This window comes from Mesorhizobium sp. M4B.F.Ca.ET.143.01.1.1, assembly GCF_004792275.1.
Lineage (GTDB): Bacteria > Pseudomonadota > Alphaproteobacteria > Rhizobiales > Rhizobiaceae > Mesorhizobium > Mesorhizobium abyssinicae.
In genome coordinates this window covers 74,498-97,808 of sequence record NZ_SRSR01000005.1, presented here as the reverse complement: position 1 = coordinate 97,808, position 23,311 = coordinate 74,498, and the positions used below count along the sequence as shown (strand labels likewise).

The 23,311-nt window shown below is 66.1% G+C and carries 25 protein-coding genes; 10 read left to right on the top strand and 15 right to left on the bottom strand.

Annotated features, from left to right (window positions below; genetic code table 11):
- The first annotated feature begins 26 nt into the window (after positions 1-26).
- Both hisC and EN786_RS14055 read left to right on the top strand, forming a co-directional pair.
- On the top strand, positions 27-1,136 hold the full coding sequence (hisC, locus tag EN786_RS14060) for a histidinol-phosphate transaminase (RefSeq protein ID WP_127312026.1): 1,110 nt from the start codon (positions 27-29) through the stop codon (positions 1,134-1,136).
- 5 nt (positions 1,137-1,141) lie between these two features.
- Complete coding sequence (locus tag EN786_RS14055) at positions 1,142-2,080, top strand: prephenate/arogenate dehydrogenase family protein (protein ID WP_189524290.1); 939 nt, start codon at positions 1,142-1,144, stop codon at positions 2,078-2,080.
- Here EN786_RS14055 and EN786_RS14050 read toward each other — a convergent pair whose 3' ends face one another.
- Together EN786_RS14050 and EN786_RS14045 are read right to left on the bottom strand one after the other, a co-directional pair.
- The gene (locus EN786_RS14050) at positions 2,081-3,007 is read right to left on the bottom strand and encodes a sugar kinase (protein WP_135908616.1); all 927 of its coding nucleotides are present in this window, start codon (positions 3,005-3,007) and stop codon (positions 2,081-2,083) included.
- Positions 3,008-3,075: 68 nt separating this feature from the next.
- The gene (locus EN786_RS14045; RefSeq protein ID WP_127311576.1) at positions 3,076-4,074 is read right to left on the bottom strand and encodes a DUF2125 domain-containing protein; all 999 of its coding nucleotides are present in this window, start codon (positions 4,072-4,074) and stop codon (positions 3,076-3,078) included.
- Positions 4,075-4,190: 116 nt separating this feature from the next.
- On the opposite strand from EN786_RS14045, the gene EN786_RS14040 reads away from it, so the two are divergent.
- The 3 genes from EN786_RS14040 (at position 4,191) to EN786_RS14030 (ending at position 6,633) form a co-directional block, all read left to right on the top strand.
- A complete protein-coding gene (locus EN786_RS14040) occupies positions 4,191-4,727 on the top strand; it encodes a gamma-glutamylcyclotransferase (protein ID WP_127311575.1) in 537 nt (178 codons plus the stop codon).
- Between the two features lie 121 nt (positions 4,728-4,848).
- Complete coding sequence (locus tag EN786_RS14035) at positions 4,849-5,796, top strand: aldo/keto reductase (RefSeq protein ID WP_127311574.1); 948 nt, start codon at positions 4,849-4,851, stop codon at positions 5,794-5,796.
- Between the two features lie 219 nt (positions 5,797-6,015).
- On the top strand, positions 6,016-6,633 hold the full coding sequence (locus tag EN786_RS14030; RefSeq protein WP_127311573.1) for a LysE family translocator: 618 nt from the start codon (positions 6,016-6,018) through the stop codon (positions 6,631-6,633).
- A 22-nt stretch (positions 6,634-6,655) separates the two neighbouring features.
- Here EN786_RS14030 and EN786_RS14025 read toward each other — a convergent pair whose 3' ends face one another.
- Complete coding sequence (locus EN786_RS14025; protein WP_127284999.1) at positions 6,656-7,456, bottom strand: 1-acyl-sn-glycerol-3-phosphate acyltransferase; 801 nt, start codon at positions 7,454-7,456, stop codon at positions 6,656-6,658.
- 90 nt (positions 7,457-7,546) lie between these two features.
- Positions 7,547-8,452 (bottom strand): LysR family transcriptional regulator, encoded by a 906-nt coding sequence (locus EN786_RS14020; protein ID WP_135908614.1) that lies wholly within the window; start codon positions 8,450-8,452, stop codon positions 7,547-7,549.
- Positions 8,453-8,557: 105 nt separating this feature from the next.
- On the opposite strand from EN786_RS14020, the gene EN786_RS14015 reads away from it, so the two are divergent.
- Positions 8,558-9,181 carry a pyridoxamine 5'-phosphate oxidase family protein gene (locus EN786_RS14015; protein ID WP_127285001.1) on the top strand — a complete coding sequence of 208 codons (624 nt, stop codon included), beginning with the start codon at positions 8,558-8,560 and terminating at the stop codon, positions 9,179-9,181.
- Here EN786_RS14015 and EN786_RS14010 read toward each other — a convergent pair.
- The 3 genes from EN786_RS14010 to ftsE all read right to left on the bottom strand — a co-directional run bounded on the left by EN786_RS14010 (position 9,171) and on the right by ftsE (position 11,702).
- Positions 9,171-9,923 (bottom strand): YdcF family protein, encoded by a 753-nt coding sequence (locus tag EN786_RS14010; RefSeq protein ID WP_127285002.1) that lies wholly within the window; start codon positions 9,921-9,923, stop codon positions 9,171-9,173. The genes EN786_RS14015 and EN786_RS14010 overlap by 11 nt on opposite strands.
- Before the next feature lie 137 nt (positions 9,924-10,060).
- Positions 10,061-11,050, bottom strand: a complete 990-nt coding sequence (locus EN786_RS14005; RefSeq protein ID WP_127285003.1) for an ABC transporter permease — start codon at positions 11,048-11,050, stop codon at positions 10,061-10,063.
- Entirely contained in the window at positions 11,043-11,702 is a 660-nt protein-coding gene (gene ftsE / locus EN786_RS14000) for a cell division ATP-binding protein FtsE (protein ID WP_023757234.1), read from the bottom strand. Before ftsE ends, EN786_RS14005 begins: the two co-directional genes overlap by 8 nt.
- Positions 11,703-11,891: 189 nt before the next feature.
- On the opposite strand from ftsE, the gene EN786_RS13995 reads away from it, so the two are divergent.
- From EN786_RS13995 to EN786_RS13985, 3 genes are all read left to right on the top strand, one after another.
- A complete protein-coding gene (locus tag EN786_RS13995; RefSeq protein ID WP_127285004.1) occupies positions 11,892-12,533 on the top strand; it encodes a hypothetical protein in 642 nt (213 codons plus the stop codon).
- A 106-nt stretch (positions 12,534-12,639) separates the two neighbouring features.
- Positions 12,640-13,182, top strand: coding sequence for a hypoxanthine phosphoribosyltransferase (gene hpt, locus EN786_RS13990; RefSeq protein ID WP_127285005.1), 543 nt, complete (start codon positions 12,640-12,642; stop codon positions 13,180-13,182).
- A 182-nt stretch (positions 13,183-13,364) separates the two neighbouring features.
- Positions 13,365-13,736, top strand: coding sequence for a response regulator (locus tag EN786_RS13985; RefSeq protein WP_127285006.1), 372 nt, complete (start codon positions 13,365-13,367; stop codon positions 13,734-13,736).
- Positions 13,737-13,790: 54 nt separating this feature from the next.
- Here EN786_RS13985 and EN786_RS13980 read toward each other — a convergent pair whose 3' ends face one another.
- The gene (locus tag EN786_RS13980) at positions 13,791-14,741 is read right to left on the bottom strand and encodes a DMT family transporter (protein ID WP_127310757.1); all 951 of its coding nucleotides are present in this window, start codon (positions 14,739-14,741) and stop codon (positions 13,791-13,793) included.
- 220 nt (positions 14,742-14,961) lie between these two features.
- Between EN786_RS13980 and EN786_RS13975 the strand changes: the two genes are divergently transcribed.
- Positions 14,962-15,840: a LysR substrate-binding domain-containing protein gene (locus EN786_RS13975; RefSeq protein ID WP_127310756.1), complete on the top strand. Its 879-nt coding sequence runs from the start codon at positions 14,962-14,964 to the stop codon at positions 15,838-15,840.
- A gap of 39 nt (positions 15,841-15,879) precedes the next feature.
- On the opposite strand, the gene EN786_RS13970 is transcribed toward EN786_RS13975, so the two are convergent.
- The 7 genes from EN786_RS13970 to argH all read right to left on the bottom strand — a co-directional run bounded on the left by EN786_RS13970 (position 15,880) and on the right by argH (position 23,303).
- Positions 15,880-16,254 (bottom strand): glyoxalase superfamily protein, encoded by a 375-nt coding sequence (locus tag EN786_RS13970; protein WP_127286942.1) that lies wholly within the window; start codon positions 16,252-16,254, stop codon positions 15,880-15,882.
- Between the two features lie 28 nt (positions 16,255-16,282).
- Positions 16,283-18,868: a TIGR02302 family protein gene (locus tag EN786_RS13965; RefSeq protein WP_127286943.1), complete on the bottom strand. Its 2,586-nt coding sequence runs from the start codon at positions 18,866-18,868 to the stop codon at positions 16,283-16,285.
- 114 nt (positions 18,869-18,982) lie between these two features.
- A complete protein-coding gene (locus EN786_RS13960) occupies positions 18,983-19,924 on the bottom strand; it encodes a threonine/serine dehydratase (RefSeq protein WP_127286944.1) in 942 nt (313 codons plus the stop codon).
- A gap of 66 nt (positions 19,925-19,990) precedes the next feature.
- Positions 19,991-21,259 carry a diaminopimelate decarboxylase gene (gene lysA / locus EN786_RS13955; protein WP_135908612.1) on the bottom strand — a complete coding sequence of 423 codons (1,269 nt, stop codon included), beginning with the start codon at positions 21,257-21,259 and terminating at the stop codon, positions 19,991-19,993.
- Positions 21,260-21,329: 70 nt separating this feature from the next.
- Complete coding sequence (locus EN786_RS13950) at positions 21,330-21,536, bottom strand: hypothetical protein (RefSeq protein ID WP_127312131.1); 207 nt, start codon at positions 21,534-21,536, stop codon at positions 21,330-21,332.
- Positions 21,537-21,627: 91 nt separating this feature from the next.
- The gene (locus EN786_RS13945; RefSeq protein ID WP_127312130.1) at positions 21,628-21,891 is read right to left on the bottom strand and encodes a hypothetical protein; all 264 of its coding nucleotides are present in this window, start codon (positions 21,889-21,891) and stop codon (positions 21,628-21,630) included.
- An 11-nt stretch (positions 21,892-21,902) separates the two neighbouring features.
- On the bottom strand, positions 21,903-23,303 hold the full coding sequence (gene argH, locus EN786_RS13940; RefSeq protein ID WP_135908610.1) for an argininosuccinate lyase: 1,401 nt from the start codon (positions 23,301-23,303) through the stop codon (positions 21,903-21,905).
- Between the last annotated feature and the right edge of the window lie 8 nt (positions 23,304-23,311).

The following is a 23,311-nucleotide window of genomic DNA, read 5'->3' as shown; positions in this document are numbered from 1 at the left end:
AGGCTCTCTCGACGGATTTTTGCGACATGAACCAGACACCAGACAAGGCACGTCCGACGCCCCGCGCGGGCATCATGGACATCGAAGCCTATGTGCCCGGCAAGAGCACGGCGCCGGCCGGTGTTGCCAGGGTCCATAAATTGTCGTCGAACGAGAACCCGCTGGGGCCCTCGCCGAAGGCGATCGAGGCTGCGCGCGAGGTTGCCGGAAAGCTCGATGTCTATCCGGACGGCACGGCAAGGCGGCTGCGCGAGGCGATCGCCGAGGTGCACGGCCTCAACCCCGCGAACATCATCTGCTCCAACGGCTCCGACGAGATTCTCGGCCTGCTCGCGCAGACCTATCTGGCGCCCGGCGACGAGGCTGTTTTCACCGAACACGCCTTCATGGTCTACAAGATCTACATCCAGGCGGCCGGCGCGCTTCCGGTCGCGGTCAAGGAAACCGACGAGCGGGCCGACATCGACGCGATCCTGGCCGCGGTGACGGCGCGGACCCGCATCGTCTTCCTCGCCAATCCCAACAATCCGACCGGTACCTACGTGCCGTTCCAGGAAGTGCGCCGGCTGCATGCCGGCCTGCCGAAGAACGTGCTCTTGGTGCTGGATGGGGCCTACGCCGAATATGTGCGCCGCAACGACTACGAGGCCGGCATCGAACTGGCGGGAAGCGCGGAGAACGTGGTGATGACCCGCACCTTCTCCAAGCTCGGCCTTGGCGGCGCGCGCATCGGCTGGATGTATGGGCCCATGCACATCGTCGACGCGATCAACCGCGTGCGCGGCCCCTTCAACGTCAACGCAACGGCGATCGAGGCCGGCATCGCGGCGATCCGCGACCGCGCCCATGTCGAGCGCAGCGTGGCGCACAACGAAACCTGGCTCGCCTGGCTGAGCGAGGAACTGACCAAGCTCGGGCTGCGCGTGACGCCGAGCGTCGGCAATTTCGTGCTGATCCACTTCCCCGAGGACGGCAAGCATTCGGCGGCGGCGGCGGACGACTATCTCACGGCGCGAGGCTACATATTGCGGCGGGTTTCCGGCTACGGTTTTCCCAACGCGCTGCGCATGAGCGTCGGCATCGAAGAAGCCAATCGCGGCGTGATTGCCGCCCTCACGACCTTCCTGAAAAGTTGAGCGCCATGACATCTGCGATGTTCGAAAAGATCGCGCTGGTCGGCATCGGCCTGATCGGCTCGTCGCTGGCCCGCGTCATCCGTCGCGAGCGACTGGCCCGGCATGTCGCGATCTCGACGCGCAGCCCCGCCACACTGGCACGGGCGGAGCAACTCGGCCTTGGCGATTCCTACACCACCGACGCGAAGGAAGCGGTTCGCGATGCGGACCTCGTCATCGTTTCGGTGCCGGTCGGCTCCTCCGGCGCGGTCGCCGAAGAAATCGCGCCGGCGCTGAAGAAGGGCGCCATTCTCACCGATGTCGGCTCGACCAAGGCGTCCGTCATCGCGCAGATGCAGCCGCATGTGCCGGAAGGCGTGCACTTCATTCCCGGCCATCCGCTGGCCGGCACGGAGAAGTCGGGGCCGGATGCCGGCTTCGCCGATCTCTTCGACAATCGCTGGTGCATCTTCACGCCGGTGCCAGGCACCGATCCCGCGGCCTTGGAGACGCTGTCGGAATTCTGGCGGCGCTGCGGTTCCAACATCGACACGATGGACCCGCAGCATCACGATATGACGCTTGCCATCGTCTCGCACCTGCCGCACATCATCGCCTACAACATCGTCGGCACCGCGGACGATCTGGAATCGGTGACCAAGACGGAAGTCATCAAATATTCGGCTTCCGGCTTCCGCGATTTCACCCGTCTTGCGGCTTCCGATCCGACGATGTGGCGGGATGTGTGCCTGCACAACAAGGACGCCATCCTGGAAATGCTGGCGCGCTTCTCGGAGGATCTCGCCTTCCTGCAGCGGGCGATCCGCTGGGGCGACGGCGAGAAACTGTTCGACCTCTTTACGCGCACGCGGGCGGTGCGCCGCTCGATTATCGACGCCGGGCAGGATATCGACGTGCCGGACTTCGGCCGCCAGGCTATCGAACATCCGGAAACGAAGGCTTAGTCAGCTCGACGGCGGCCAATGGGCGGCCATCATGGCAAGCGTCTCTGCCCGGTCCGGCGCGCCGAGCCGGCCGCCGAAGCGCTGGCATTTGAGCGCCGCGGCGGCACTGGCAAAGCGCAAGGCCTGCTCGGGCGGCATGGCTTCCGCGAGGCCGACGGCAAAAGCGCCGTGGAACACGTCGCCGGCGGCCAGCGTATCCACCGCCTTGATCCTCGGCGCCGCGACGTGGCGGACCGAGCCGGTGGAACGGTCGTGCCACCAGCTTCCCGCCGCGCCGCCGGTGACGGCGACAAAAGCATCGGTGCGGCTGGCGAGATCGGCGCAGGCGGTTTCCGGATCGAGCGCATGGCCGCAGACGATGCGCGCCGCGGGTTCCGAAGCGACGATGTGCGTGGCCAGCGGCAACAACTGCTCCAGGACCTCCAGCGGTGCGGTATCGGCATCGAGGATCGCAGGCCGGCCATTGGCGCGCGCCGCATTCAGGGCGAGCGCCGCGGCGCCCGGCCAGCGGACGTCGACCAGCATGGCGTCGAAGGCGGAGAGATCGGCGGGCAATTCATCGGGGTCGGCCTGCGCCTCGCGGTCGTAGAACGGGACGATGATGCGTTCGCCATGCGCATCGACGAGGATCGCGGCCAGCGCCGAGCGCGCGCCGGCCACACGTCGGACCAGGTTGCAATCGACGCCCTCGGCCTCGATCTCGGCAACCAGCTGGTCGCCGACGGCATCATCGCCCGCACTTGCCCAAAGCGAGACTTCGGCGCCGAGACGGCGGGCGGCGCAAGCGGCGCTGGTTGCCATGCCCGAGGCAATCTGGACGCCATCGCAAGCGATGAACTTGCCCTGATGCGCGGGCAGCGTGTCGAGGCGAAGGATCGTATCGAGGGTGAACGCGCCGACGCTCAGGACCTTGACCGGCTTCTCCATCAGATCGCTATCCCTTGTCTGGGCATGGTCTTGTCCAAAAACCGGTTCCCACTTATTGGGGCCATGCTCTAATCGACCGCTTTGATCTTGCCGAGCGGGATGAAGCCGAGCGAGGCCTTGCCCTTGACGATCCTGAGCGGCATGGACGGCTCGTTGCCGAGCATCGCCAGACCGGCAAAACCTTGCTCGATCTCGCTCTTGCGCTCGGGGATGGCGCCGCCGAGGATCGCTGCCACCGCCTTGGGATCCCTGAGCTTGATCGTCAGCTCGGCGTCGATGAGCCCTTCGGCATCGACCGATAGCGGCCCGGAGACGGTTATGCGCGCTTCGCCCGACGACAGGTCGAGCTTGGCGATGTCGACCGACTGGCCGCGCAGGCTCTTCGGCTGCGTCCTGATCAGCGCGACGCCGTTCTTCAGCGTCGCCTCGCCGCTGCCGTCGAGCGGCGGCAGCACGCGCCCGCCGATCGCGTCGGCGTCGATCTCGAGATCGTTGAAACTGCCGACATAGCCGATGTCCAGGCCGTTCGGCTGCAATTGCCCGGCGGCCTTTCCGGCATAGAACAGCTCGACGGGATCGCTGTTGTCGGCCGGATCGGTCTGGCCGGACAGGCCCTCGGCCTTCAGCGCGACGCGCTGCGGCAGCGGCCAGGAGAGCTTCGCGTCCGCCCGCAGTTTGTCCCAGTCGATCCACAGCGGCGTCATGCCGGGCATTGAGGTCCTGAGCGGACCGCGCAGATCGGCGACTGGCGACAGGGGCTGCGTAATTTCGGCCACCGCATTGAAACTGCCGGTCGAGGCGGCGACGTTCCTGGCATCGTCCTCATAGGCGAGCGTGTCGCAGGAGATGGCGAAGCTGAGCGGATAGCCGCTGACGGTCAGGTTGGCGCAACCGGCCTCGATGCCGTTGACGTTGAGCGAGGCAACCGCCTTGTCGGCCTCGGTCCTGACGCGATCGGCCAGATAGAACCAGCCAGCGCTGTAGAGGGCGAACAGCACGGCAATGAAGGCAGCGAGCCAGAACAGCCGGCGGCGAAAGTTCGGCGGGCGCTCGTCAGTTGACGTCATGCTGCAGCTCTCATTACCCCTGATATTGCGGGCGGGCGGTTGTTACGCAACAAGCAGGAAGACGTAAAACACCGATTCCGGCCTAGAGTCGGACTCGCGCGATCAGGCTTGGCGATATGGGCGATTTTTGGGTTTTTGGCTATGGGTCCCTGATCTGGCGCCCGGGTTTCGCGCATGTCGAGACGCGCCGCGCGCGCCTTTACGGCTACCGCCGGGCGCTCTGCGTCTATTCCTTCGTGCATCGCGGCACGCGCCGGCGGCCGGGCCTTGTGCTCGGCCTCGACCGCGGCGGCTCCTGCGTCGGGCTGGCATTCCGGGTGCCGGGCGACCTGCGCGGCGAGGTTCTCGCGTATCTGCGCGAGCGCGAGCTGGTGACCAGCGTCTATCTCGAACGCACGCTGGACATCCGGCTCGACGGGACAGGGAAGGAAGCGAACGGCAGGGTCGAGGCGGTTGCCTACATCGTCGACCGCGCGCATGAGCAGTATGCCGGCGCGCTCGACGCGGCGCATGCGGCAAGCATTGTTCGCGGCGCTGTCGGTCAATCCGGACGCAACGAGGACTATGTGTTGAGCACGCTGGAGCACCTCAAGGCGCTCAGCATACGCGACCACTGGCTGGAGGACGTGGCGCGGCGGTTCGCGCCTTTGTGAAGCGCTGGCCTGCCGGAAAAGAATGGCCAGGCCTTTGACCTCGGCAATCCAGGACCTAGGTTAGCTGCTGCCCCCCAGCCGGGCTTGCCCGGCACTATCCCAAGCATCACGGAGATCAGCCTTGCAAAAACGCCGTCTCGGTCGCACCGACCTTTCCCTCGCGCCGCTGGTCCTGGGCGGCAATGTCTTTGGCTGGACCGCCGACGAGAAGACCTCCTTCGACCTGCTCGACCGTTTTGCCGATGCCGGCCTCAACGCCGTCGACACGGCGGACGTCTATTCGCGCTGGGCTCCCGGCAACAAGGGCGGCGAATCCGAAACCATCATCGGCAAATGGATGAAAAGCCGCGGCAACCGCGACAAGATCGTCGTCATCACCAAGGTCGGCTCGGACATGGGCCAGGGCAGGCGGGACCTGTCCGCCGCCTATATCGAAAAGGCGGTCGACGCCTCGCTGAAGCGGCTGCAGACCGACGCGATCGACCTCTATCTGTCGCACTGGCCGGATCCGGCCACCCCCTACGAGGAGACGCTCGGCGCCTATCAGGGCCTGCTTGCCAAGGGCAAGGTCCGCCATGTCGGCTGCTCCAATCTCGATGCCGGCCAGCTGCGCGCGGCGCTCGATGTGGCGAGCCTGCGCGGCCTGCCGCGTTATGACGTGCTGCAACCCGAATACAATTTGTACGACCGTTCGTCGCTCGACGGACCGCTGCTTGATCTCTGCGTAGCCGAGGACATCGGCGTCATCACCTATTTCAGCCTGGCCAAGGGATTCTTGAGCGGCAAATACCGCGGCAAGGCGGACCTCGGCCAAAGCGAACGGGGCGAGGATGTCGCCAGCTATCTCAACGATCGCGGCATGCGCATCCTCGCCGCGCTCGACGCGGTTTCGGCCAGGCATTCGGCCAAGCAGGCCGAGGTGGCGCTGGCCTGGGTGATGGCGCGCCCGGGCGTCACCGCGCCGATCGCCAGCGCCACGACGACAGCGCAGGTGGACAGCCTGGTGCGCGCCGCGTCGCTGAAGCTCGGCGCCGACGACATCGCGGCGCTGGACCGGGCGAGTGCCTAGAGCGTTTCACCGTTTCACGGAAACGGCGAACCGCTCTATCTCTTTGTCTTGACGCAATTCCGGACGGAAAACCGTTTCACACTTTTCCTGGAATTGCTCCAGCCCGGCGCGCTGCAAGCGGGGCGTCCCTTGCCGGACGGTTCGACACGATCGTTCAAGACGGCGACGGCCCCTGCGCCATAACGTTTTGCGCATCGCGACACGATGCGGAAAACGCGTATGGCCGGAATTTTGACCCTCACGCAGCCATGGCAGCAGGTGCTGGTGCTGGTGCTTGCCGCCGCCGTCGTGATGGGCAGTCCGGGGCCGGCGACGATCAGCGTCACCGCAATAGGCGCCGCTTTCGGCCTGCGCGGCTCGCTGCGCTACACGTCGGGCATCATCGTTGGCACCACGCTCGTGTTGCTGGTGGTGGCTTCCGGCGTGACGGCGATCTTTGCCTCGCTGCCGGGCATGGCGCCGGTGCTGGCGATCGCCTCCGCGGCCTACATCCTCTACCTGGCCTACAGAATAGCGACGGCGCCGCCGCTGGCAGCGCGCGAGAACGGGATGGCGCCTCCCACATTCTCGGGCGGCTTCCTGCTCGCTGTCGCCAATCCGAAAGCCTATGTGGCGATCACCGCCGTCTTCGCCGGCGCTTCGTCGGGCGTCGCCGGTCTCGGGATTTCGACCAGGCTCCTGGTGCTCACGCTGATGATCGTCGCCATCCACGTGCTGTGGCTGCTTGTCGGGGCGGCGTTCGCCCGGCTCCTGCGGCGGCCGCTGGCCTCGCGGATCATCAACCTGGCTTTCGCGGCGACGCTAGTGCTGACGACGGCATTGGCGGCGTGGCCTTAGGCCGGCGAAACGGAGCTGCGGCTCAGGCCTTGGCCTTTCCGGCCGCCGCGAGCTCCGCCAGCCGCTTCGCCGCCGTCGGCGGCATCGGCGGCGGATTCGGCGCGCGCGAGGCCTCTACGAGGAGCTGGTCGCAGGCAGCCTCGGTCTCGCCGATCAGCCGCTTCATGAACTCGTCCTTGGCCAGGCCCGGCGGGATCGGCGGCAGGAAGCGGGCCTTGATGGTGCCGGGATAGCGCAGGAACTTGCGGCGCGGCCAGTAGAGGCCGGCGACATGGGCGACCGGTACCACCGGGACGCCAAGCTGCGAATAGATCTCGACGATGCCGTATTTGTAGGCCGGCTCGTCGCCGGGAGCGCGGCGCGTGCCTTCGGGGTAGATGATGAGCTGGCGCGGATTGCGGTCCATTTCAGCTCTGGTGGCGGCGACGACCGCCTTCAGCGCCTTGGAGCGACTGCCGCGGTCGACCGGGATCATCCGCATCTTCATGATGTACCAGCCGAAGAAGGGGATCCAGGTCAGCTCCCGTTTCAGGATGTAGAGCGCGTCATCGAGATAGGGAAAAAAGGCGATCGCATCCCAGAAGGACTGATGCTTCGGCGCCAGGATGAAGGACCCTTCGGGCAAGTTCTCGACGCCTGTGATCTCGCTCTTCGTGCCGGCGATCTTGTCGTAGAGCCACATGCAGGTGCGCGACCAGAATTTGGGCACGAACCAGGCCCGGTGGCGCGGCGACAGGAAATAGTACGGGGTCCAGAAGATCATCTGGACGACCAGGCTGAGGTAGAAGACGAGGTTGAACGCCAGCGAGCGGAAATAGAGCATGCGGGAAGGCCCGGTGAGGAAGAGTGCGTTGGTTACACCAAGCGCGGGAAAAAAGGAAACGGCCAGCGAGCGAAGGCCGATCCCGATTTCCTACCACATCGCTTGCGTCAGGCGCTCCTTCAGGCGCGGGGCGGCGAAATCGAGGAAGGCGCGCAGCTTGACCGGCAGCAGGCCCTGCCCGGCATGGACGAGGCTCACCGGCCATGGCGGCGGCTCGAACTCGCGCAGCACTGCCTGCAGCGCGCCGGAGCGCATCGCGGCGGCGACCTGGTAGGACAGCACCTTGGTCAAGCCGACCCCGGCGGTCGCGGCGTCGATGGCGGCTTCCGCGGTGTTGACGCGAAGCCTGGAATGGACCGGCACGGTGATCTCGCTCTTGCCGCCGGAGAAGACCCAGGTGGCAGGGGCCGAGAGGTTGTCGAACGTAACGCAGCTGTGCGCGGCTAGGTCCCCCGGGGTTTGCGGCGTGCCATGGGCCGCAAGGTAGGGCGGGCTTGCGCAGACGACGCGGCGGATCGCGCCGACGCGGATGGCGACAAGGCTGGAATCGGGCAGATCGCCGATGCGCACGGCAAGGTCGATATGCTCGTCGACCAGCTGCGTTATCTGGTCCGACAGCGTCAGCCGGATATCGACCTCGGGATAGGCGGCGAGGAAATCGGCGACCACCGGCAGCACGTGCAGGCGGCCGAAGACGATCGGCGCGGTGACGACCAGTTCGCCTTTGGGCGCGCTGTATTCGCCGGCCGCGGCGCGCTCGGCCTCACCGACCTCGTCCAGGATGCGGCGGCAGGCGGCGAGATAGGCCTGCCCGGCAGCGGTCGGCGTCAGCCGCCGCGCCGAGCGGCTGAGCAGGCGCGTGTTGAGGTGCCGTTCCAGTTCCGAGACCTTGCGGCTGACCGTGGCGAGCGGCATGCCGAAGCGGCGCGCCGTGGCCGAAAGGCTGCCGGCCTCCACCGCGGCGACGAAAAGCGACATAGCTTCAAGGCGATCCATGAACTTTCCAGAAAATGGAAGGAACTATTCCAGATATGCCATCTGCATCCGAAATATGGAAGGCTTATATTCGGCGGGTTACCAGCCCTTGGAGGACAGCGCCATATGAACGCCCATGCTTTCACCAGCGACGTCGCCTTCACGCCGAGCGTCAAGGCCATCCAGGCGCGCAAGGGCTCGCGCGATGCCTATTCCCGGGTCGAGGAGCGCGGCGGCTGGCGGGATACGATCACGCCGGACCTTGCCGCCTTCATCGCGGCGCAGACCAGCGTCTTCCTGGCGACCGCCAATGGCGAGGGCCAGCCCTACATCCAGCATCGCGGCGGGCCGGCGGGCTTCCTCAAGGTGATCGACGAGAAGACGATCGGCTTCGCCGACTTCACGGGCAACAGGCAGTTCATCACCCAGGGCAATCTCGCCGACAACGCGCAGGCCTTCCTGTTCCTGATCGACTATGCCCATCGGCAGCGCATCAAGATCTGGGGCAGGGCGCGCGTCGTCGAGGGAGACGCCGAACTGACGGCGAGCCTGATGCCGCAAGGCTACAAGGCGCGTCCCGAGCAGGTGATCCTGTTCACCGTCTCGACCTGGGATGCCAACTGCCAGCAGCACATACCGCAGCGCTTCGATGCTGCGGACGTCGCGGCGGCGCTCGCCGATCGCGACAGGCGCATTGCGGCCCTCGAACAGGAGGTCGAGCGCCTGCGCGCGGTCGAGACTAAGGGATGATGCGGGCTGGCGGCTTGTCGCTCTTGACCACCGAGGCTTCCGCCAGGGCGATGCCGTCGGCAGTCTGGCGCAGCGGGACGATGCCGCGCGCCAGAGCCAGCACATATTTGCTGTATTCGGTCAAAAGCACGCGCAACGCTTCCGGCTTGGTCAGCCAGCCGCCATTGCCGAGATTGGTGTTGACCACCGGATAGGGTTCCAGCTTGGCGCCGTGCAGCAGCCGCCCCATCTCCAGCAGGCTGCGCGGCATGTGGTAGTTGTTGGTGACGAGAATGACGCTGCCATAGGCGTGGCTTTCCACCCATTTGGCGCTTTCCTCGGCATTGCCGATGGTGTCGAGCGCGGCGCGGTCGATGTCGACGCAGCAGGAAAACAGCGCCTTGTCGCCGCCGGTCGCGGCCTGCAACTGGCGGCGGCTGGCGGAAGGATGAACGCCGCTGATCAGCAAGCGCTCGCCCTTGCCGGAAGCGAGCAGGTCCATCGCCGCGTCGAGGCGCGACTGGCCGCCGGTGAGAACGATGATGGCATCCGCCCTGGCGGGGTTGGCGGGCGTCGTCATGTGGCTGACCGTGCTGGCGAACCAGCCGAAGCCGCCGGCAAACAGAGCCGCAAGTGCCAGCACGGAGAAAGCAAAGATCCGAAGGACGATGGCAAGGCGGGCCAGATTGCCACGCCCGTGCGCACGGGCACCAACAACTGGCATCCGTCCAGCCGTTCCGGTCGTGTCCTGCGCGTCCATCATCCTATGGTTAATCCTGAAATGCGGCCTTTGATAGATGAGAAGGCGCACATTGCGTTACGGCAGTTTCCCTAGCGTGATCATACTCTTGCCTGGCATGGTCGTCTCGAAGAACCGGCTTTCGCTTTTTGGAACCGTGCTTAGCCTCCATCCGGCTGGCGCATGTCGATGTCGCTGAGATAGGTGACAACCGTCGCGTGCGAGGTCGCCGCCGTCAGCGCGCCGATCACCAGCACCATCAGGCCGACGCCGAGATAGCCCGCCGAGCCGATGGCGAAATTGCCGAACAGCGCGGTTGCCTGGTCGGCCTGGGGCGTCGCCATGTTGCGCGACGACCACCAGGAAAAGACGATGAAGACCAAAATCGCGGCGGCGCCGCCGGCCGCGGCGCCTTTCATGCCGGTGACCAGGAAATGCCAACGGAACTCGCGCGCGATGAAGCGCGCCTCGGCGCCGACGAAATGCAGCACCTCGATGATGTGGCCGTTGCCTGCCATGGCGCCGCGCGTCGCGAACACCACGGTCAGCACGGTCGCCGACAGCATCAGCACCAGCACGGCGATGCCGATGGTCACCGTCGTGCGGGCCATGGTGACGAGCCGGTCGACCCAGGTGCGGTGATCGTCGAGCGCCGCGGTCGGCAATTTGGGCGTGATCGCGGCGCGCATGGCGGCGAAGTCGGGCGGGCTGTTTTCGTCGATGGTGACGACGACGAGGCGCGGCACCGGCAATTCATCGATGTTGAGACCTGTGCCCAGCCACGGCTCCAGCAGCCGCGCGGTGGCGTCGCGGTCGATGATCTTGGTGCCCTTGACGCCGGGGAATTCGCTGGCGATCTGCGAGGCCTGGGCCAATGCCGCCTCCATGTCGAGGCCGTCGACCGGCTTGATCTGGATCGTCGCCTCGCGCGAGATCTGGTTCTCCCAGACCGACGCGGTGTCGCGCACCAGGGTCACGGCGCCGAACGTGAGGCAGGACAGGAAGGTCATGATGGCGATGACCAGCACCAGCGCCCGTCCGGCAATGTTCTGCGCCGGCACGATCGGCGCCATCCTGCGTTGGGGGCGCTGCACCACGCCAGCCATCTCGGCGGGCTGGTCATGCAGATGGTCGGCGGAGAGCTCAGTCATAGATGTCCAGCCTTCCGCCGGCGAGGATCATGCGCCGCGCGTCGACCTGCTCCATCAGGCCGAGGTCGTGGGTGGCGATCACCACCGCCGTGCCGAGACGGTTGAGCTCGATGAACAGCCGAAGCAGCCGGCGCGCCAGCGGCGGGTCGACATTGCCGGTCGGCTCGTCGGCGAGCAGGATCTCGGGCTGTTCGATCAGCGCGCGGGCGATCGCGGCGCGCTGCTTCTCGCCGCCCGACAGCACCGGCGGCAGCACATGCATGCGTTCGCCCAGCCCAACCCATTTCAGCAGTTCGGTGACGTCGGTGCGGTAGCTCGCCTCCTCGCGTCCGCGCACGCGCAAGGGCAGGGCGACGTTCTCATAGGTGGTCATGTGGTCGAGCAGGCGGAAATCCTGGAATACGACACCGATGCGGCGCCGCAGGTGCGGCAGCTCGCTGCGCGAGATGCGCGAGCGGTCCTTGCCGAAGATGGTGATCAGCCCGCGCGTCGGCTTCAGCGACATGAACAGCAGGCGCAGCAGCGTCGTCTTGCCGGCGCCGGAGGGCCCGCTCAGGAACTGGAAGGAGCGCTCCGGTATGTGCAGGGAAATGTCGCGGAGGATCTCCGGACCCATGCCATAGCGGAGGCCGACATTTTCGAAGCGGATCACGTTCGACGACCTGGAACTTTCGGCGGCGAAACGCCAGCCCTTTCTCTCAAAAGACCATCGGCCCGCATGGTTAACCCTTGGTTAATTTTCGATGCTTTTCGGTGCATCACCGGGGTTCCGGTGGGGAAGCGTTAACCATTTGCGTTTACCCAAAAGAAACGAACAGCGAACAGGGGCTTACCAGGCCGTATGGCTGAGCAACGAACCGCGCGCCCGGTTTCCGGCGAAATCATGACCGGGCTGGGGACAAGTGCCGCGCAGGAAGCGCGCGCGCCGGTGATCGACGTCGTCGACGCCGATTACGAGGTGCTGCCGCGTCCGTCGGCCAGGTCGGAAGCGCCGCCGGCTCCGCCTTCGCGCGCGACCAGCACGGCCGCCATCGAAGGCATGGGCATGCTGCGCAAGCCGGAGGCGGTGGCCGAACGGCGGCCGGCGTCGCGTGGCGGACCGCTCTTCTGGATTGCCGGTGTCGGCGCAGCGCTCGCTGCCTTCTGGGTCTCCGGCGGCCATGCGCTGGTCCGTCAATCGCCGTTCTGGGCCGTCGCGCAGCCGGCGGCCGCGCTCAGCATCTCGGGCATCACCTCGCGCATCGACGCATCAGGGCCGAAACCTGTGCTGTTCGTCGACGGCGAGGCCGCCAATGACGGCGCGCAGGCGGTGCAAATGCCGCCCCTGGAAATCCGCGTCACCGGCAAGGACAGCCAGATCATCCGCTATACGCTGGGGACATCCGGTCGCTCGCTGGCGCCCGGCGAAAGATTTGGCTTTTCCAGCCGCCTTGATGTGCCTAGAAACGGCGTGAAAGCCGTCTCAGTCACTTTTGCTGGCTAAGGCGACACAAAACCGCGCGACCCGGCGCAAAAACCAAGAAGTTCTACAGCGCTTTCGCAGGCCCTGAAGGTCGCGGTCCTGTAGGCAAAACGCCTGGAGGGCGAAAATGCCAGTTGTGCGCGGCAAGGACATCGAGGTCCTGTTTTCGGCGTCGGCGATCGCCCGCCGCAACCTCGAGCTCGCCAAGGAGATTGCCGGGCGCGACTACCATGACCTTTTGGTGATCTCGGTGCTGAAGGGGTCTTTCGTCTTCGCAGCCGACCTGATCCGGGCCATGCACGATGTCGGCCTGTCGCCCGAGGTCGAGTTCATCTTCATCTCCAGCTACGGCGCCGGCACCACGAGCGGCGAGGTGAAGGTGCTGCGCGACATCGACAATGAGGTCGCCGGCCGCGATGTGCTTCTGATCGACGACATCCTCGAATCCGGCAAGACGCTCTCCTTCGCCCGCGACCTGATGCTGTCGCGCGGCGCCAGAAGCTGCGCCATCGCCGTGCTGCTCGACAAGCGCATGCGCCGCCAGACCACGCTCAACGCCGACTATGTCGGCTTCGACTGCCCGGATTATTTCGTCGTCGGCTACGGCATGGACGTCGCCCACGCCTTCCGGGAGCTGCCCTTCGTCGGCGTCGTCAAGGGCGACGCCTAGGGCATGTCGATATTCAGGTGAGGCCGGCCGCAAACAGCGGCCTGACCTGAATCTCAACACCCCCTGAAGCATGCCCCAAATCAGGCAGCACTGAATCGCCGAACACGGCATGCTCTGGATTTCCCCCGGACCAATTGTTCCGGTTCAGAAAACGTCAACGTTTCCCCGCCATGTATCACGCCATGGCAAAGCTTCTGATCGTCGAGGACGATGAGTCCGTCCGCACCCTCGCCGCCCGCGCGCTCGAACGTGACGGGCACAGCGTGGCCATCGCCTGCGATGGCGCCCAGGGACTTGAGCTGATCAAGGCGGCGCGGGGTGGCTATGACCTCGTCGTCTCCGATATCCGCATGCCGGAGATGGACGGCATCGAGATGGCCACCGCGGCGGCGGCGCTGTTCCCGTCGATGAAGATCATGCTGATGACCGGCTACGCCGATCAGCGCGAGCGCGCCGAGGAGCTCAACGGCATCATCCTCGACGTCATGCAGAAGCCCTTTACGCTCGCTGAGATACGCGCTCGCGTCGGTCGCGCCTTGAGCTGCTTCGCCTGAGGCTCCGGCCCACAGGCCGCCCTTCACCATATCGGCGGCAACCGTAGCCGGCGCTCACGCCGTGTCGCCGGTCGGCACAAGCAGCGGCGGAGCCGCTCTGCGCCGCTCGGTACGGAAGGCGAGCAGGCCGGCACCGATGATGAGGGCGGCGCCCAGCACGGTCGTCGAGTGCGGCACCTCGGCGAAGAACAGGAATCCCCACAGCGGCGACCAGATGATGCCCGTATATTCGAAGGTGGCGACGCGGTTGGCCGGCGCCAGCCGGTAGGCTTGCGACAGCAGGATCATGCCGGCCGAGGCGACGAAGCCGCAGGCCGCCATCTTGAGAAGGTCGGGAAATGCCGGCCAGATCCACGGCCGCACCAGGAATTCGAGGCTGGGGTGGACGGCGTGCTCAATCCCGGCCAACCGGAACAGGCCGGCGACGAACACTGCGCCCGTCAGATAGGCGCCATTCTGGTAGAACGCCATGACGGTGGAGGATTCGGTGTCGCTTATCTTGCGCGCCATCAACTGCGAGAAGCCGTAGAGGAAGGCGGAGCCGAGCGACAGCAACGCCGCCCAGTCGAACAGTCCGGCGCCCGGCCGCAGCATGACGAGGACGCCGAGCAGGCCGATCAGCACGGTCGCCAGCGTCTGCCAGGACACCCGCTCGCCGAGATAAGGCCCGGCCAGCACCATGATGCACAGCGGCGCCATGAAATAGAGCGCCACCGCGTCGGCCAGCGGCAGGGCGGCGATCGCCAGATAGTAGGACGTGTAGGAGCTGAACTGGATGAAGGCGCGCAGCGTCAGCAGGCCGGAGCGCTTCGAGAGCAGGGCTTTCAACCCGACATCGGCGCGCACGATAACGATCAGGATCGGCAGGGCAACAATGGCGCGGATCGCCATCACCTCGGTGACCGGGTAGAGGCCCGAGACCGCCTTGACGAGCGGATCCTGGAGCGAAAACACCAGCACGCCCAGACAGAGGCTCAGGATGCCAAGCACCATCCTGTTCTGCATAGGATTCTGCTCCCCGGTTCGCGCGATCCCAAACCGACGCATGCGGTAAAAAGAACCCGCCACCGTTTCGGGCAGCGGGTATGAGTGAGGACTCGATTGGTCCGCAGCCGGTTTGAAGGGCCGCATATCCAATGGGTGAGGCGACTATCCTCCGGCGTTTGACATGTTGCAAACGAATTGGAATGATGCCAGCAATCAAAATTGCTTATGGTGAAATGCGATGAAGCCGACGCTCGACAGCGACCTCCTGCGCACCTTCGTCGCGGTGGCCGAAACCGGCAATTTCACCAAGGCGGCCGAGCAGGCGGGCCGCACCCAGTCGGCCGTGTCGATGCAGATGAAGAAGCTCGAGGGCATGGTCGGCGACAGCCTGTTCGAGCGCGGCTCGCGCGGCGTGGCGCTGACGCGGCGCGGCGGCGAGCTGATCGGCAATGCCAGGCGCATCGTTTCGCTGCTCGACGAGACGGCAGCGTCGATTGCCGCGGCGCCGCTTGGCGGGCCGGTGCGAATCGGCATTCCCGAAGAATATGGCCATGCCATCCTGTCGCGCGCCCTGGGGGCGTTTTCGAAGCGCCACCCGAAGGTCGAGGTGACGGTGCGCTACGCGCATTCGGGCGCGCAGACAGCGGCGGTTGCGGCCGGCGAGCTCGACCTTGCGGTTGTGTTCGAATGGCAGGATCTCGCGGGCGGCGAGGTGCTGATGCACGATCCGACCGTCTGGGTGACGTCCGAGACGCACCACAGGCACGAGGAGCGGCCGGTGCCGATCGCGCTCTACAGCCGCGAGGGCTGGTGCCGCGACTTCGCGATCAAGTCGCTGGAACAGCGCGGCCTTGCCTATCGCGTCGCCTATACCAGCGACACCAATGGCGGCCTCAAGCTCGCGGTCACCTCGGGCCTGGCGATCGCGCCGATCTCGCGCAGCAACATCCCGGCCGGCTGCCGCGAGCTGACCGCGGCCGACGGCTTCGGCGACATCGATTCCTCGAATGTCGTTTTGCATCGCAATCCGGCCGCCGCCGGCGAAGCGATCGACAGCATGGAGAATGCGATCCGCGAGGCGTTCACGCTGACGCCCGGCGCGCTCCTTGACGGCTGACCTGCGTTGCTTCAATCCGGTGGGGGCGGCGGCTCCGCGCTACCCTGCCGGCGTGCTCTCGGAGAAGGTCAGACGGTTGCCGAACGGGTCGTCGACGGTGACCTCTCTCGTTCCCCAGGGCGTCTCTTCCAACCCCGGCCTGGCGTAGCGGTATTTCTTCGCTGTCAGCTCGCGATGCAGCGCCGCTATGTCGGCCACTGCGACGCGGACATGGGAGCCCGGCGAACCGTCGCCATGATGCTCGCTCAGATGCAACTCGCAGCCGTCGCGGGCAATGCCGGTGTAAAGCGGCGCATCGTCGTCGAAACGGTGCTCGAACCGTACCTCGAAGCCGAGGAAGCCGAGATAGAATTCATGCGCCTTGGCGACGTCGAATATGCGCAATATCGGAGTGACGGCACCGAGCTTCGGCATTGCGTTGCGACCGTTGGGAAGAGGCGGGCTATTTCAGTTCCAGCAGCCGTTCGAGATAGCTGCGTTCGATGTCGGGGCTGAGCGCGTTGCCGAGCCGCTTGCGGATCGCTTCCAGGATCTGGCGCGCGCGCTGGACATCGATCTCGTCGGGCACCTTCACCGAATTGCCGTCGTCGGGCCCGCGCGTGGCGCGCGGTCGGCCGAGCGGGTCGCGGTCGGCATCCTGCTGGCGGCCGCCCTGCTCGCTGCCGCCCTGGTCGCCCTGCATGGCCTGCAGCTGCTTCATCATGTCCTTGGCGCCACGGCGCAGCGCCTCCAGCGCGCGGCCCTGATGGCCGACGGCCTGGTCGCCGTCGCCTTCGCCCAGCGCCTGCTCGGCATTGCCCATCGACTTGCCGGCTTCGCCAAATCCTTCGTTGGGCTCCATGCCCATGCCTTCCAGGCCCTTCTTCAACTGCTCGAGGTCGTTCTGCAGCTTGCCCTGGCCTTCCTGCAACTGCTTCAGCGCGTCGGCGAATTCCTGCGGCGTCATCGGCTTCGGGCGGGCGAGCGGATCGCGGTCCTGTCCCGGTCCCGGCCTGTCCTCGTCCTGGCCGCCGCCGTTTTCGCCGAGCTGCTCGTCGCGGTTCTCGCCGCGCTGCCGCTGGCCGCGCTGCATCTGGTCCATGCGGAAGGTGTCGTTCATCATCTCCTGCTGGCGCCGCATGATCTCGCCCAGCTTGTCCATCTGCTGGCGCATCTCACTGTCCTGCTCGCCGCCCTGCTGCTGACGGCCGGCCTGCAGGTTGTTCATCATGTCCTGCAATTGCGACAGCAACTGCTGGGCGCGGTCGCGGTCGCCGGATTTGGCGAGGTTCTCGATCTCGTCCATCATGCGTTCGATGTCGCTCTGGCGCAGTTCCTGGCCGTTCTGCTGCATCTGCGGCGCGTTCGGATTCTGCTTGGCGCGCTCGGCGAATTCCTGCAGGAACTGGTTCATCGCCTCGCGCAGTTCCTTCATCGCCTTGTCGATCTCTTCGTCGCTGGCGCCCCTGTTGATGGCATCCTGCAGAGCCTGCTGCGCCTGGCGCAGCCGCCGCTCGGCCGCCGACAGATTGCCCTCCTCGATGCCGAGCGCGATTTCCCAGAGGTAGGACACGACATTGCGCAGCTGATCGTCATTGTCGGCCATCTTCAGCCGGCTGCGGGCGCTCATGATGGCGAGGTAGTGCGCCATGTTGTCGAACGTGTCCTCCGGGCGCAGCGTGATCGCGTCCATCAGCTCGAGCACGCGCGGCTTCGAATTGGCGTCGAGCCCAAGCATGCGGCGCTGCTCGATCACCGCCCGCGCCAGGGGGTTGGCGAAGGGCCGCTCCGGCATCACCAGCGTCTTGGTCTCACTGGTCGCGGTATGGCCGGCGTCGTCGGTGGCGGTGAGGGTCAGCTTGATGCTGCCGCCGGACCAGACGTGCTCGGTCAGGTCCTTGCTGGTCTTGGCGGCGTTGCCCTTGCCGCCGCGCCGCGGCAGCGCCAGCGGCATGTCGGGCGGGCCATAGAGCGGATGCGCGTTGGGCGCCTGCGTGTCGGCGAGCGCTAACTCCGCCTTGGCCGAGGCCGCGCCATAGTCGTCGTCGATCTGGTAGTTGAGCTCGAAGGCACCGTTGACGGCGCGCTTCGGCTCGCCGGCGAAGCGGATCGTCGGCGGCTTGTCCGGAATGACGGCGAAGGCCCAGCGGCCGAGGTCGTCCTCGCCCGATTTCAGCGTCAGCGTGCCGTCGCCGGTCAGCTTGCCGGTGAACTGGCGCACCTTTGGCGCCGCTGTCGCCTCGGGCTTGGCGGCCTGCGGCGCGGCCGGGTCGATGGCGCGGGCATTGCCGTCCTTGTCGGCAAAGCTCAGCGTCTCCTCGCCCGAGCCGCCGGTGACGCGCAGCGAGACATCGCTGCCTTGCGGCACGGTGAAGGTGGCCGCCGCCTGTTTGGCGTCGGCGGTGAGGAAGAGCGGCGGCTTGCCGGTATAGGCCGGCGGCGTCACCCAGGCATCGATGCGCGGCGGAACGGCGTCGCGCGCCGCGCGGGCGACGAAACCGTCGCTTACGCGGCCGCCGGAGGGGCCGAAGGAGAAGGCGAAGGCGGTGACCAGAAGCAGCGCCGCCACGGCGCGCAGGCCCCAGCGGTCGCGCTCCGGCACACGCGCGCGCGGCCGGTCGGCGCCAAGACTGCCCAAGCGCTCGGCCATGCGCTTCTGGTGCTCGCGCCACAGCGCCTGCGAGAAGATGCTTTCGTGGCCGCTCGGGCGATCGGTCTGCACCTGCACCGGACTGTGCAACAATTCGTTGGCCGCCTCGATGCGCCGGTCGATCTCTGCGGCGGACGGCCAGCGGAAGAAGCGCAGCGGATAGAGCGCGGCAAGGGCGGCGCCGGCGAAGACGATCAGCACGCCGATGCGCGCAACGTCGGGCAGAAGCGGGAACAGGCCGAGCCAGGAGATGCTGAGGAACAGGCTGGCAAGGACGAGCAGCGGCAGAAGCAGCGGCCAACCGCGCTCGACCAGCATGGAGGTCCGCGTCGCCAGCCGGCTCAGGGCAAGACGCCCGGCCAGGCCACGATCGCCGCTGGAAGTGGGTCGTTGCGTCATCGGCCCTTCCCGTCCGGGCGGGATAGCCCGAACCTCAGGACTGGAAGTTTACCAGCAAACACGGCAAAGGCGAGGCGGGTTCCAAAAACGTGAACCGTTCTTTCCGGTTTATGGTCAGAATTTTGCGGGATCGGTGTTGGATCCGCAGACCAGAACCGCGATGCGCTCGCCCGGCGAGGGCTGGTAGCGGCCGGAGAGCACCGCCGCGAAGGCTGCAGCGCCACCCGGCTCGGAAATGATTCGCACCCGGTCCCAGAGCGCTTTCTGAGCGGCGATGATGTCATCGTCGCTGACCAGGAGCGAGCGCTCGACATAGGCCTCGGCGATCGGGAACATCATTTCGCCCACACGCTTCGGGGCCAGCGAATCGGCGGCGATGCCTTCGGCCGGCGCATCGACGGGCCGGCCGGCCTCGAAGGCGCGATGGAGCGTCGGTGCGCCCTCCGGCTCGACGGCGACGATCCGGATGCGGCCGGCAAACCAGGCGGCGATGCCGCCGATAAGGCCGCCGCCGCCGACGGCGACCAGCAGCGTGTCGATTTCGGGCAGGTCGGCCTCGATCTCGAGGCCGAGCGTGCCTTGCCCGACCAGCGTTTCCTCCTGGTTGAAGGCATGGATCTGCAGCGCTCCGGTGCTTGCGGCGAAGTCCTCGCTGGCGGCCAGCGCCTCGGCGTAGCGCGCGCCGCCGACGACCAGTTCGGCGCCATAGCCGCGAATGCGCGCCAGCTTGGCCGGCGGGCTTACTTCGGGAACGAAGATGGTCGCCTTGTGGCCGAGCCGCATGGCGGCATAGGCGACCGCCGCGCCATGATTGCCGCCGGAGGCGGCGACGACGCCGGCCTTCGGCACGGGGCGTTCGAGCAGGTTGGTGAAGGCGCCCCGCGCCTTGAACGAGCCGGAATGCTGCAGGCATTCGAGCTTGAGATCGACGGCAAGCGGCGCCTGGCCGAAATCGGCCATGTCGATGCGCAGCACCGGGGTGTGGCGCACGTACGGCCGGATGCGCGGCTCCATCGCGGCGATGCGTTCGCGGGTGATGATGTTCGGATTGGTCATGGTTCGCCTCCTAACCGTGCCGGCTGTCGTCCACGCGCCAGCCGGAATGAACTCATGGCCGCCTGCCTATTTCAGCCAGTCGGGAATGGAATCCAGTCCGATCAGCTCGTCATAGGTCTGGCGCGGGCGCACGACGTGGAAGCGGTCGCCGTCGACCAGCACTTCCGGCACGAGCAGGCGGGTGTTGTAGGTGCCCGCCTGCACCGCGCCATAGGCGCCGGCGGTGGCAATCGCGATCAGGTCGCCGGCCTTCAGCCTGGGCAGGTCGCGGTCGAGGCCGATATAGTCGCCGGTCTCGCAGACCGGGCCGACCACATCGACCGTCATGCGCGGCGCCGCCGCCGGCTGCTGCAGCACCGGGCGGATATCGTGGAAGGCATCGTAGAGCGTCGGCCGGATCAGGTCGTTCATGGCCGCGTCGACGACGAGGAAGTTCTTGGCGTCGCCTTCCTTCACGAAGATCACCTCGGAGACCAGGATGCCGGCATTGCCGACGATCAGCCGGCCGGGCTCGAACATCACCTTGAGGCCGAGCCTGGTGACGTGCTTCCTGACGATGTCGGCATAGGCGTCGGGCAGCGGCGGCGGGCTGTTGTCGACGCGGTAAGGAATGCCGAGACCGCCGCCGAGATCGACATGCTCGATGGCGTGGCCGTCGGCGCGCAGCGTGCCGACCAGCTCGACGAGCAGCGCGAAGGCATCGTCGAAAGGCTGCAGCTCCGTGATCTGGCTGCCGATATGGGTGTCGATGCCGGTGACCCTGATGCCGGGCAGTTGCGCGGCGCGGGCATAGACCTGGCGCGCCCTTTGCCACGCAATGCCGAACTTGTTCTCGGCCTTGCCGGTGGAGATCTTCTTGTGTGTCCTGGCGTCGACGTCCGGATTGATGCGCAGCGAGATGGGCGCGACCTTGCCAAGCGCTGTGGCGCGGGCCGAAAGCAGTTCCAGCTCCGGCTCGGATTCGACGTTGAAGCAGAGGATGCCCGCCGAAAGCGCGAAATCCATCTCCCGGGCCGTCTTGCCGACGCCGGAGAACAGGATCTTGCTGGCCGGAATGCCGGCGGCAAGCGCGCGGCGCAACTCGCCTTCCGAGACCACGTCGGCGCCGGCGCCAAGCCTTGCCAGCGTCTTCAGCACCGCCTGGTTGGAGTTCGCCTTCATGGCGTAGCAGACCAGCGTGTCGAGCCCGGCGAAGGCCTCCTTGAAGACGCGGAAATGCCTGGTCAGCGTCGCCGTCGAATAGCAATAGAACGGCGTACCGACCTGTGCCGCGATGTCAGGCAGGGCGACGTCCTCGGCATGCAGCACGCCGTCGCGATAGTCGAAATGGTTCACGAGAGTGGTTCCGAACAAGTTTGAGTACGACGAGATCGGGTTTGGAAAGACCAAACCCAGCTCATCGACTCTAGAGCAGCGGGTCGAGGATGAACTTCTTGTCCTCGACCGGTTTTTCCGGCTCCGGCGGCACGGGCTGATGGGCCTTCTCGGCATCCTTGCGCGCCTGCACGGCCGCCTCGTAAGGCGTGTCGAGGCCGGTCCTTCGGCCGCAGGCCGTGACGGCAACCATCGCCGCGAGCAGCGCGAGCGTCACCAAAATCCTGCTTCCGGTCATCGATCCATCCGTCCGAAACTGTTTGCGTGCTGCGCTTTTAGCCGAGTTTTCGGCGCATTGCATCCCGGCAAAATCAAGCCCCGAGAATTCGTCATTCGTCCAGCCGATGGACATACACACCAAACTCGGACGTGGCGGAAAAGTGGAAACTTCCGGCACTTCTTGGCCCCATACCGAAGCCGTCGTTGGCTTTCTCATCAGCAACTGCAAGGAGAAGTTCTGCGAGAAGGTGCAGCGCCCGCTTCGAGCCTTGTATGAGAATCTTTGGATCCCCACCGTCGTTGTCGGAAAGAAGAGCCAGGCTCAGGTTGGATTTCTGGTGGCTGTAGCGTTCTAAGATCTTGTCAGTTTGCATCAATCAGCCTCTCACGCTTTGGTCAGGCGCTTTTTCCAGTAGCGGATCTGCTTGCGCACCTCGGACGGCGCGGTGCCGCCGAAGCTTGTGCGGCTCTTCACCGAGTTCTGCACGGCAAGCACGGAGAAAATGCCCTGCGTGATGCCGGGATGGATCGATTGCAGATCCTCGAGCGAAAGCTTCTCCAGCCCGACCTTCTTGTCCTCGGCCAGCGCCACGGCGCGGCCGGTGACGTGATGCGCCTCGCGGAAGGGCAGGCCGAGCGTGCGCACCAGCCAGTCGGCAAGGTCGGTCGCGGTCGCGTGGCCCGAGCCGGCGGCCTTCTTCATGGCGGCGGCATTGACGGTCATGTCGCGCACCATGCCGGTCATCGCCGCCAGCATCAGATCGAGCGTCTCGGCGGCGTCGAAGACCGATTCCTTGTCTTCCTGCATGTCCTTGCCATAGGTCAGCGGCATGCCCTTCATCACCGTCAAAAGGCCGACGAGATGGCCGTTGACGCGGCCGGTCTTGCCGCGCACCAGCTCGGCGGCGTCGGGGTTCTTCTTCTGCGGCATGATCGAGGAGCCGGTAGAGAATGAGTCCGACAGCCGGACGAAGCCGAACTGCGGCGTCGACCAGATGATGATCTCCTCGGCCAGCCGCGACAGGTGCGTGGCGCAGATCGCGGCCATGGCGAGAAACTCCAGCGCGAAATCGCGGTCGGAAACGCCGTCGAGCGAATTGCGCATCGGCTCGCGGAAGCCAAGCGCCTTCGCCGTCTGGTGGCGGTCGATGGCGAAGCTGGTGCCGGCAAGCGCGGCCGCGCCGAGCGGGCTCTCGTCCATGCGCTCGATGGCGTCGCGGACACGCGACAGGTCGCGCGAAAACATCTCGACATAGGCCATGCAGTGGTGGCCGAAGGTCACCGGCTGCGCCGCCTGCATGTGGGTGAAGCCCGGCATCACCGTCGCCGCATGCTCCTCGGCGCGCTCGAGGAAGGCGGCGATCAGCCCCTTCAGCGCCTCGGCGACACGGAAGCATTCATCCTTGACCCAGAGCCTGAGGTCGACCGCCACCTGGTCGTTGCGCGAACGGGCGGTGTGCAGGCGGCCGGCAGCGGTACCGATCAGGTCGGCAAGGCGCGCCTCGACATTCATGTGGATGTCTTCCAGCCTGGTCGAGAACTCGAACGTGCCGGCCTCGATCTCTTTCAGGATCGTGTTCAGGCCGTCAGCGATCTTTTGCTGATCGGCCGTCGAAATAATGCCCGTTTCAGCCAACATCTCGCTATGGGCGATCGAACCTCTTATGTCCTGTGCGTAGAGTTTGCGATCGAACGAGATCGACGCGTTGATCGCTTCCATGATCGCGGCCGGACCCGAGGCAAAACGTCCGCCCCACATCTGGTTGCTGGCCTTCTTGTCGCTCATCGCTATAA

Bases quoted from the DNA above. Each gene is read 5' to 3' on its own strand.
- hisC (WP_127312026.1), top strand. From the start codon at position 27: ATGAACCAGACACCAGACAAGGCACGTCCGACGCCCCGCGCGGGCATC.
- EN786_RS14055 (WP_189524290.1), top strand. From the start codon at position 1,142: ATGACATCTGCGATGTTCGAAAAGATCGCGCTGGTCGGCATCGGCCTG.
- EN786_RS14050 (WP_135908616.1), bottom strand. From the start codon at position 3,007: ATGGAGAAGCCGGTCAAGGTCCTGAGCGTCGGCGCGTTCACCCTCGAT.
- EN786_RS14045 (WP_127311576.1), bottom strand. From the start codon at position 4,074: ATGACGTCAACTGACGAGCGCCCGCCGAACTTTCGCCGCCGGCTGTTC.
- EN786_RS14040 (WP_127311575.1), top strand. From the start codon at position 4,191: ATGGGCGATTTTTGGGTTTTTGGCTATGGGTCCCTGATCTGGCGCCCG.
- EN786_RS14030 (WP_127311573.1), top strand. From the start codon at position 6,016: ATGGCCGGAATTTTGACCCTCACGCAGCCATGGCAGCAGGTGCTGGTG.
- EN786_RS14025 (WP_127284999.1), bottom strand. From the start codon at position 7,456: ATGCTCTATTTCCGCTCGCTGGCGTTCAACCTCGTCTTCTACCTCAGC.
- EN786_RS14020 (WP_135908614.1), bottom strand. From the start codon at position 8,452: ATGGATCGCCTTGAAGCTATGTCGCTTTTCGTCGCCGCGGTGGAGGCC.
- EN786_RS14015 (WP_127285001.1), top strand. From the start codon at position 8,558: ATGAACGCCCATGCTTTCACCAGCGACGTCGCCTTCACGCCGAGCGTC.
- EN786_RS14010 (WP_127285002.1), bottom strand. From the start codon at position 9,923: ATGATGGACGCGCAGGACACGACCGGAACGGCTGGACGGATGCCAGTT.
- EN786_RS14005 (WP_127285003.1), bottom strand. From the start codon at position 11,050: ATGACTGAGCTCTCCGCCGACCATCTGCATGACCAGCCCGCCGAGATG.
- EN786_RS13995 (WP_127285004.1), top strand. From the start codon at position 11,892: ATGGCTGAGCAACGAACCGCGCGCCCGGTTTCCGGCGAAATCATGACC.
- hpt (WP_127285005.1), top strand. From the start codon at position 12,640: ATGCCAGTTGTGCGCGGCAAGGACATCGAGGTCCTGTTTTCGGCGTCG.
- EN786_RS13985 (WP_127285006.1), top strand. From the start codon at position 13,365: ATGGCAAAGCTTCTGATCGTCGAGGACGATGAGTCCGTCCGCACCCTC.
- EN786_RS13980 (WP_127310757.1), bottom strand. From the start codon at position 14,741: ATGCAGAACAGGATGGTGCTTGGCATCCTGAGCCTCTGTCTGGGCGTG.
- EN786_RS13975 (WP_127310756.1), top strand. From the start codon at position 14,962: ATGAAGCCGACGCTCGACAGCGACCTCCTGCGCACCTTCGTCGCGGTG.
- EN786_RS13970 (WP_127286942.1), bottom strand. From the start codon at position 16,254: ATGCCGAAGCTCGGTGCCGTCACTCCGATATTGCGCATATTCGACGTC.
- EN786_RS13965 (WP_127286943.1), bottom strand. From the start codon at position 18,868: ATGACGCAACGACCCACTTCCAGCGGCGATCGTGGCCTGGCCGGGCGT.
- EN786_RS13960 (WP_127286944.1), bottom strand. From the start codon at position 19,924: ATGACCAATCCGAACATCATCACCCGCGAACGCATCGCCGCGATGGAG.
- EN786_RS13950 (WP_127312131.1), bottom strand. From the start codon at position 21,536: ATGACCGGAAGCAGGATTTTGGTGACGCTCGCGCTGCTCGCGGCGATG.
- EN786_RS13945 (WP_127312130.1), bottom strand. From the start codon at position 21,891: ATGCAAACTGACAAGATCTTAGAACGCTACAGCCACCAGAAATCCAAC.
- argH (WP_135908610.1), bottom strand. From the start codon at position 23,303: ATGAGCGACAAGAAGGCCAGCAACCAGATGTGGGGCGGACGTTTTGCC.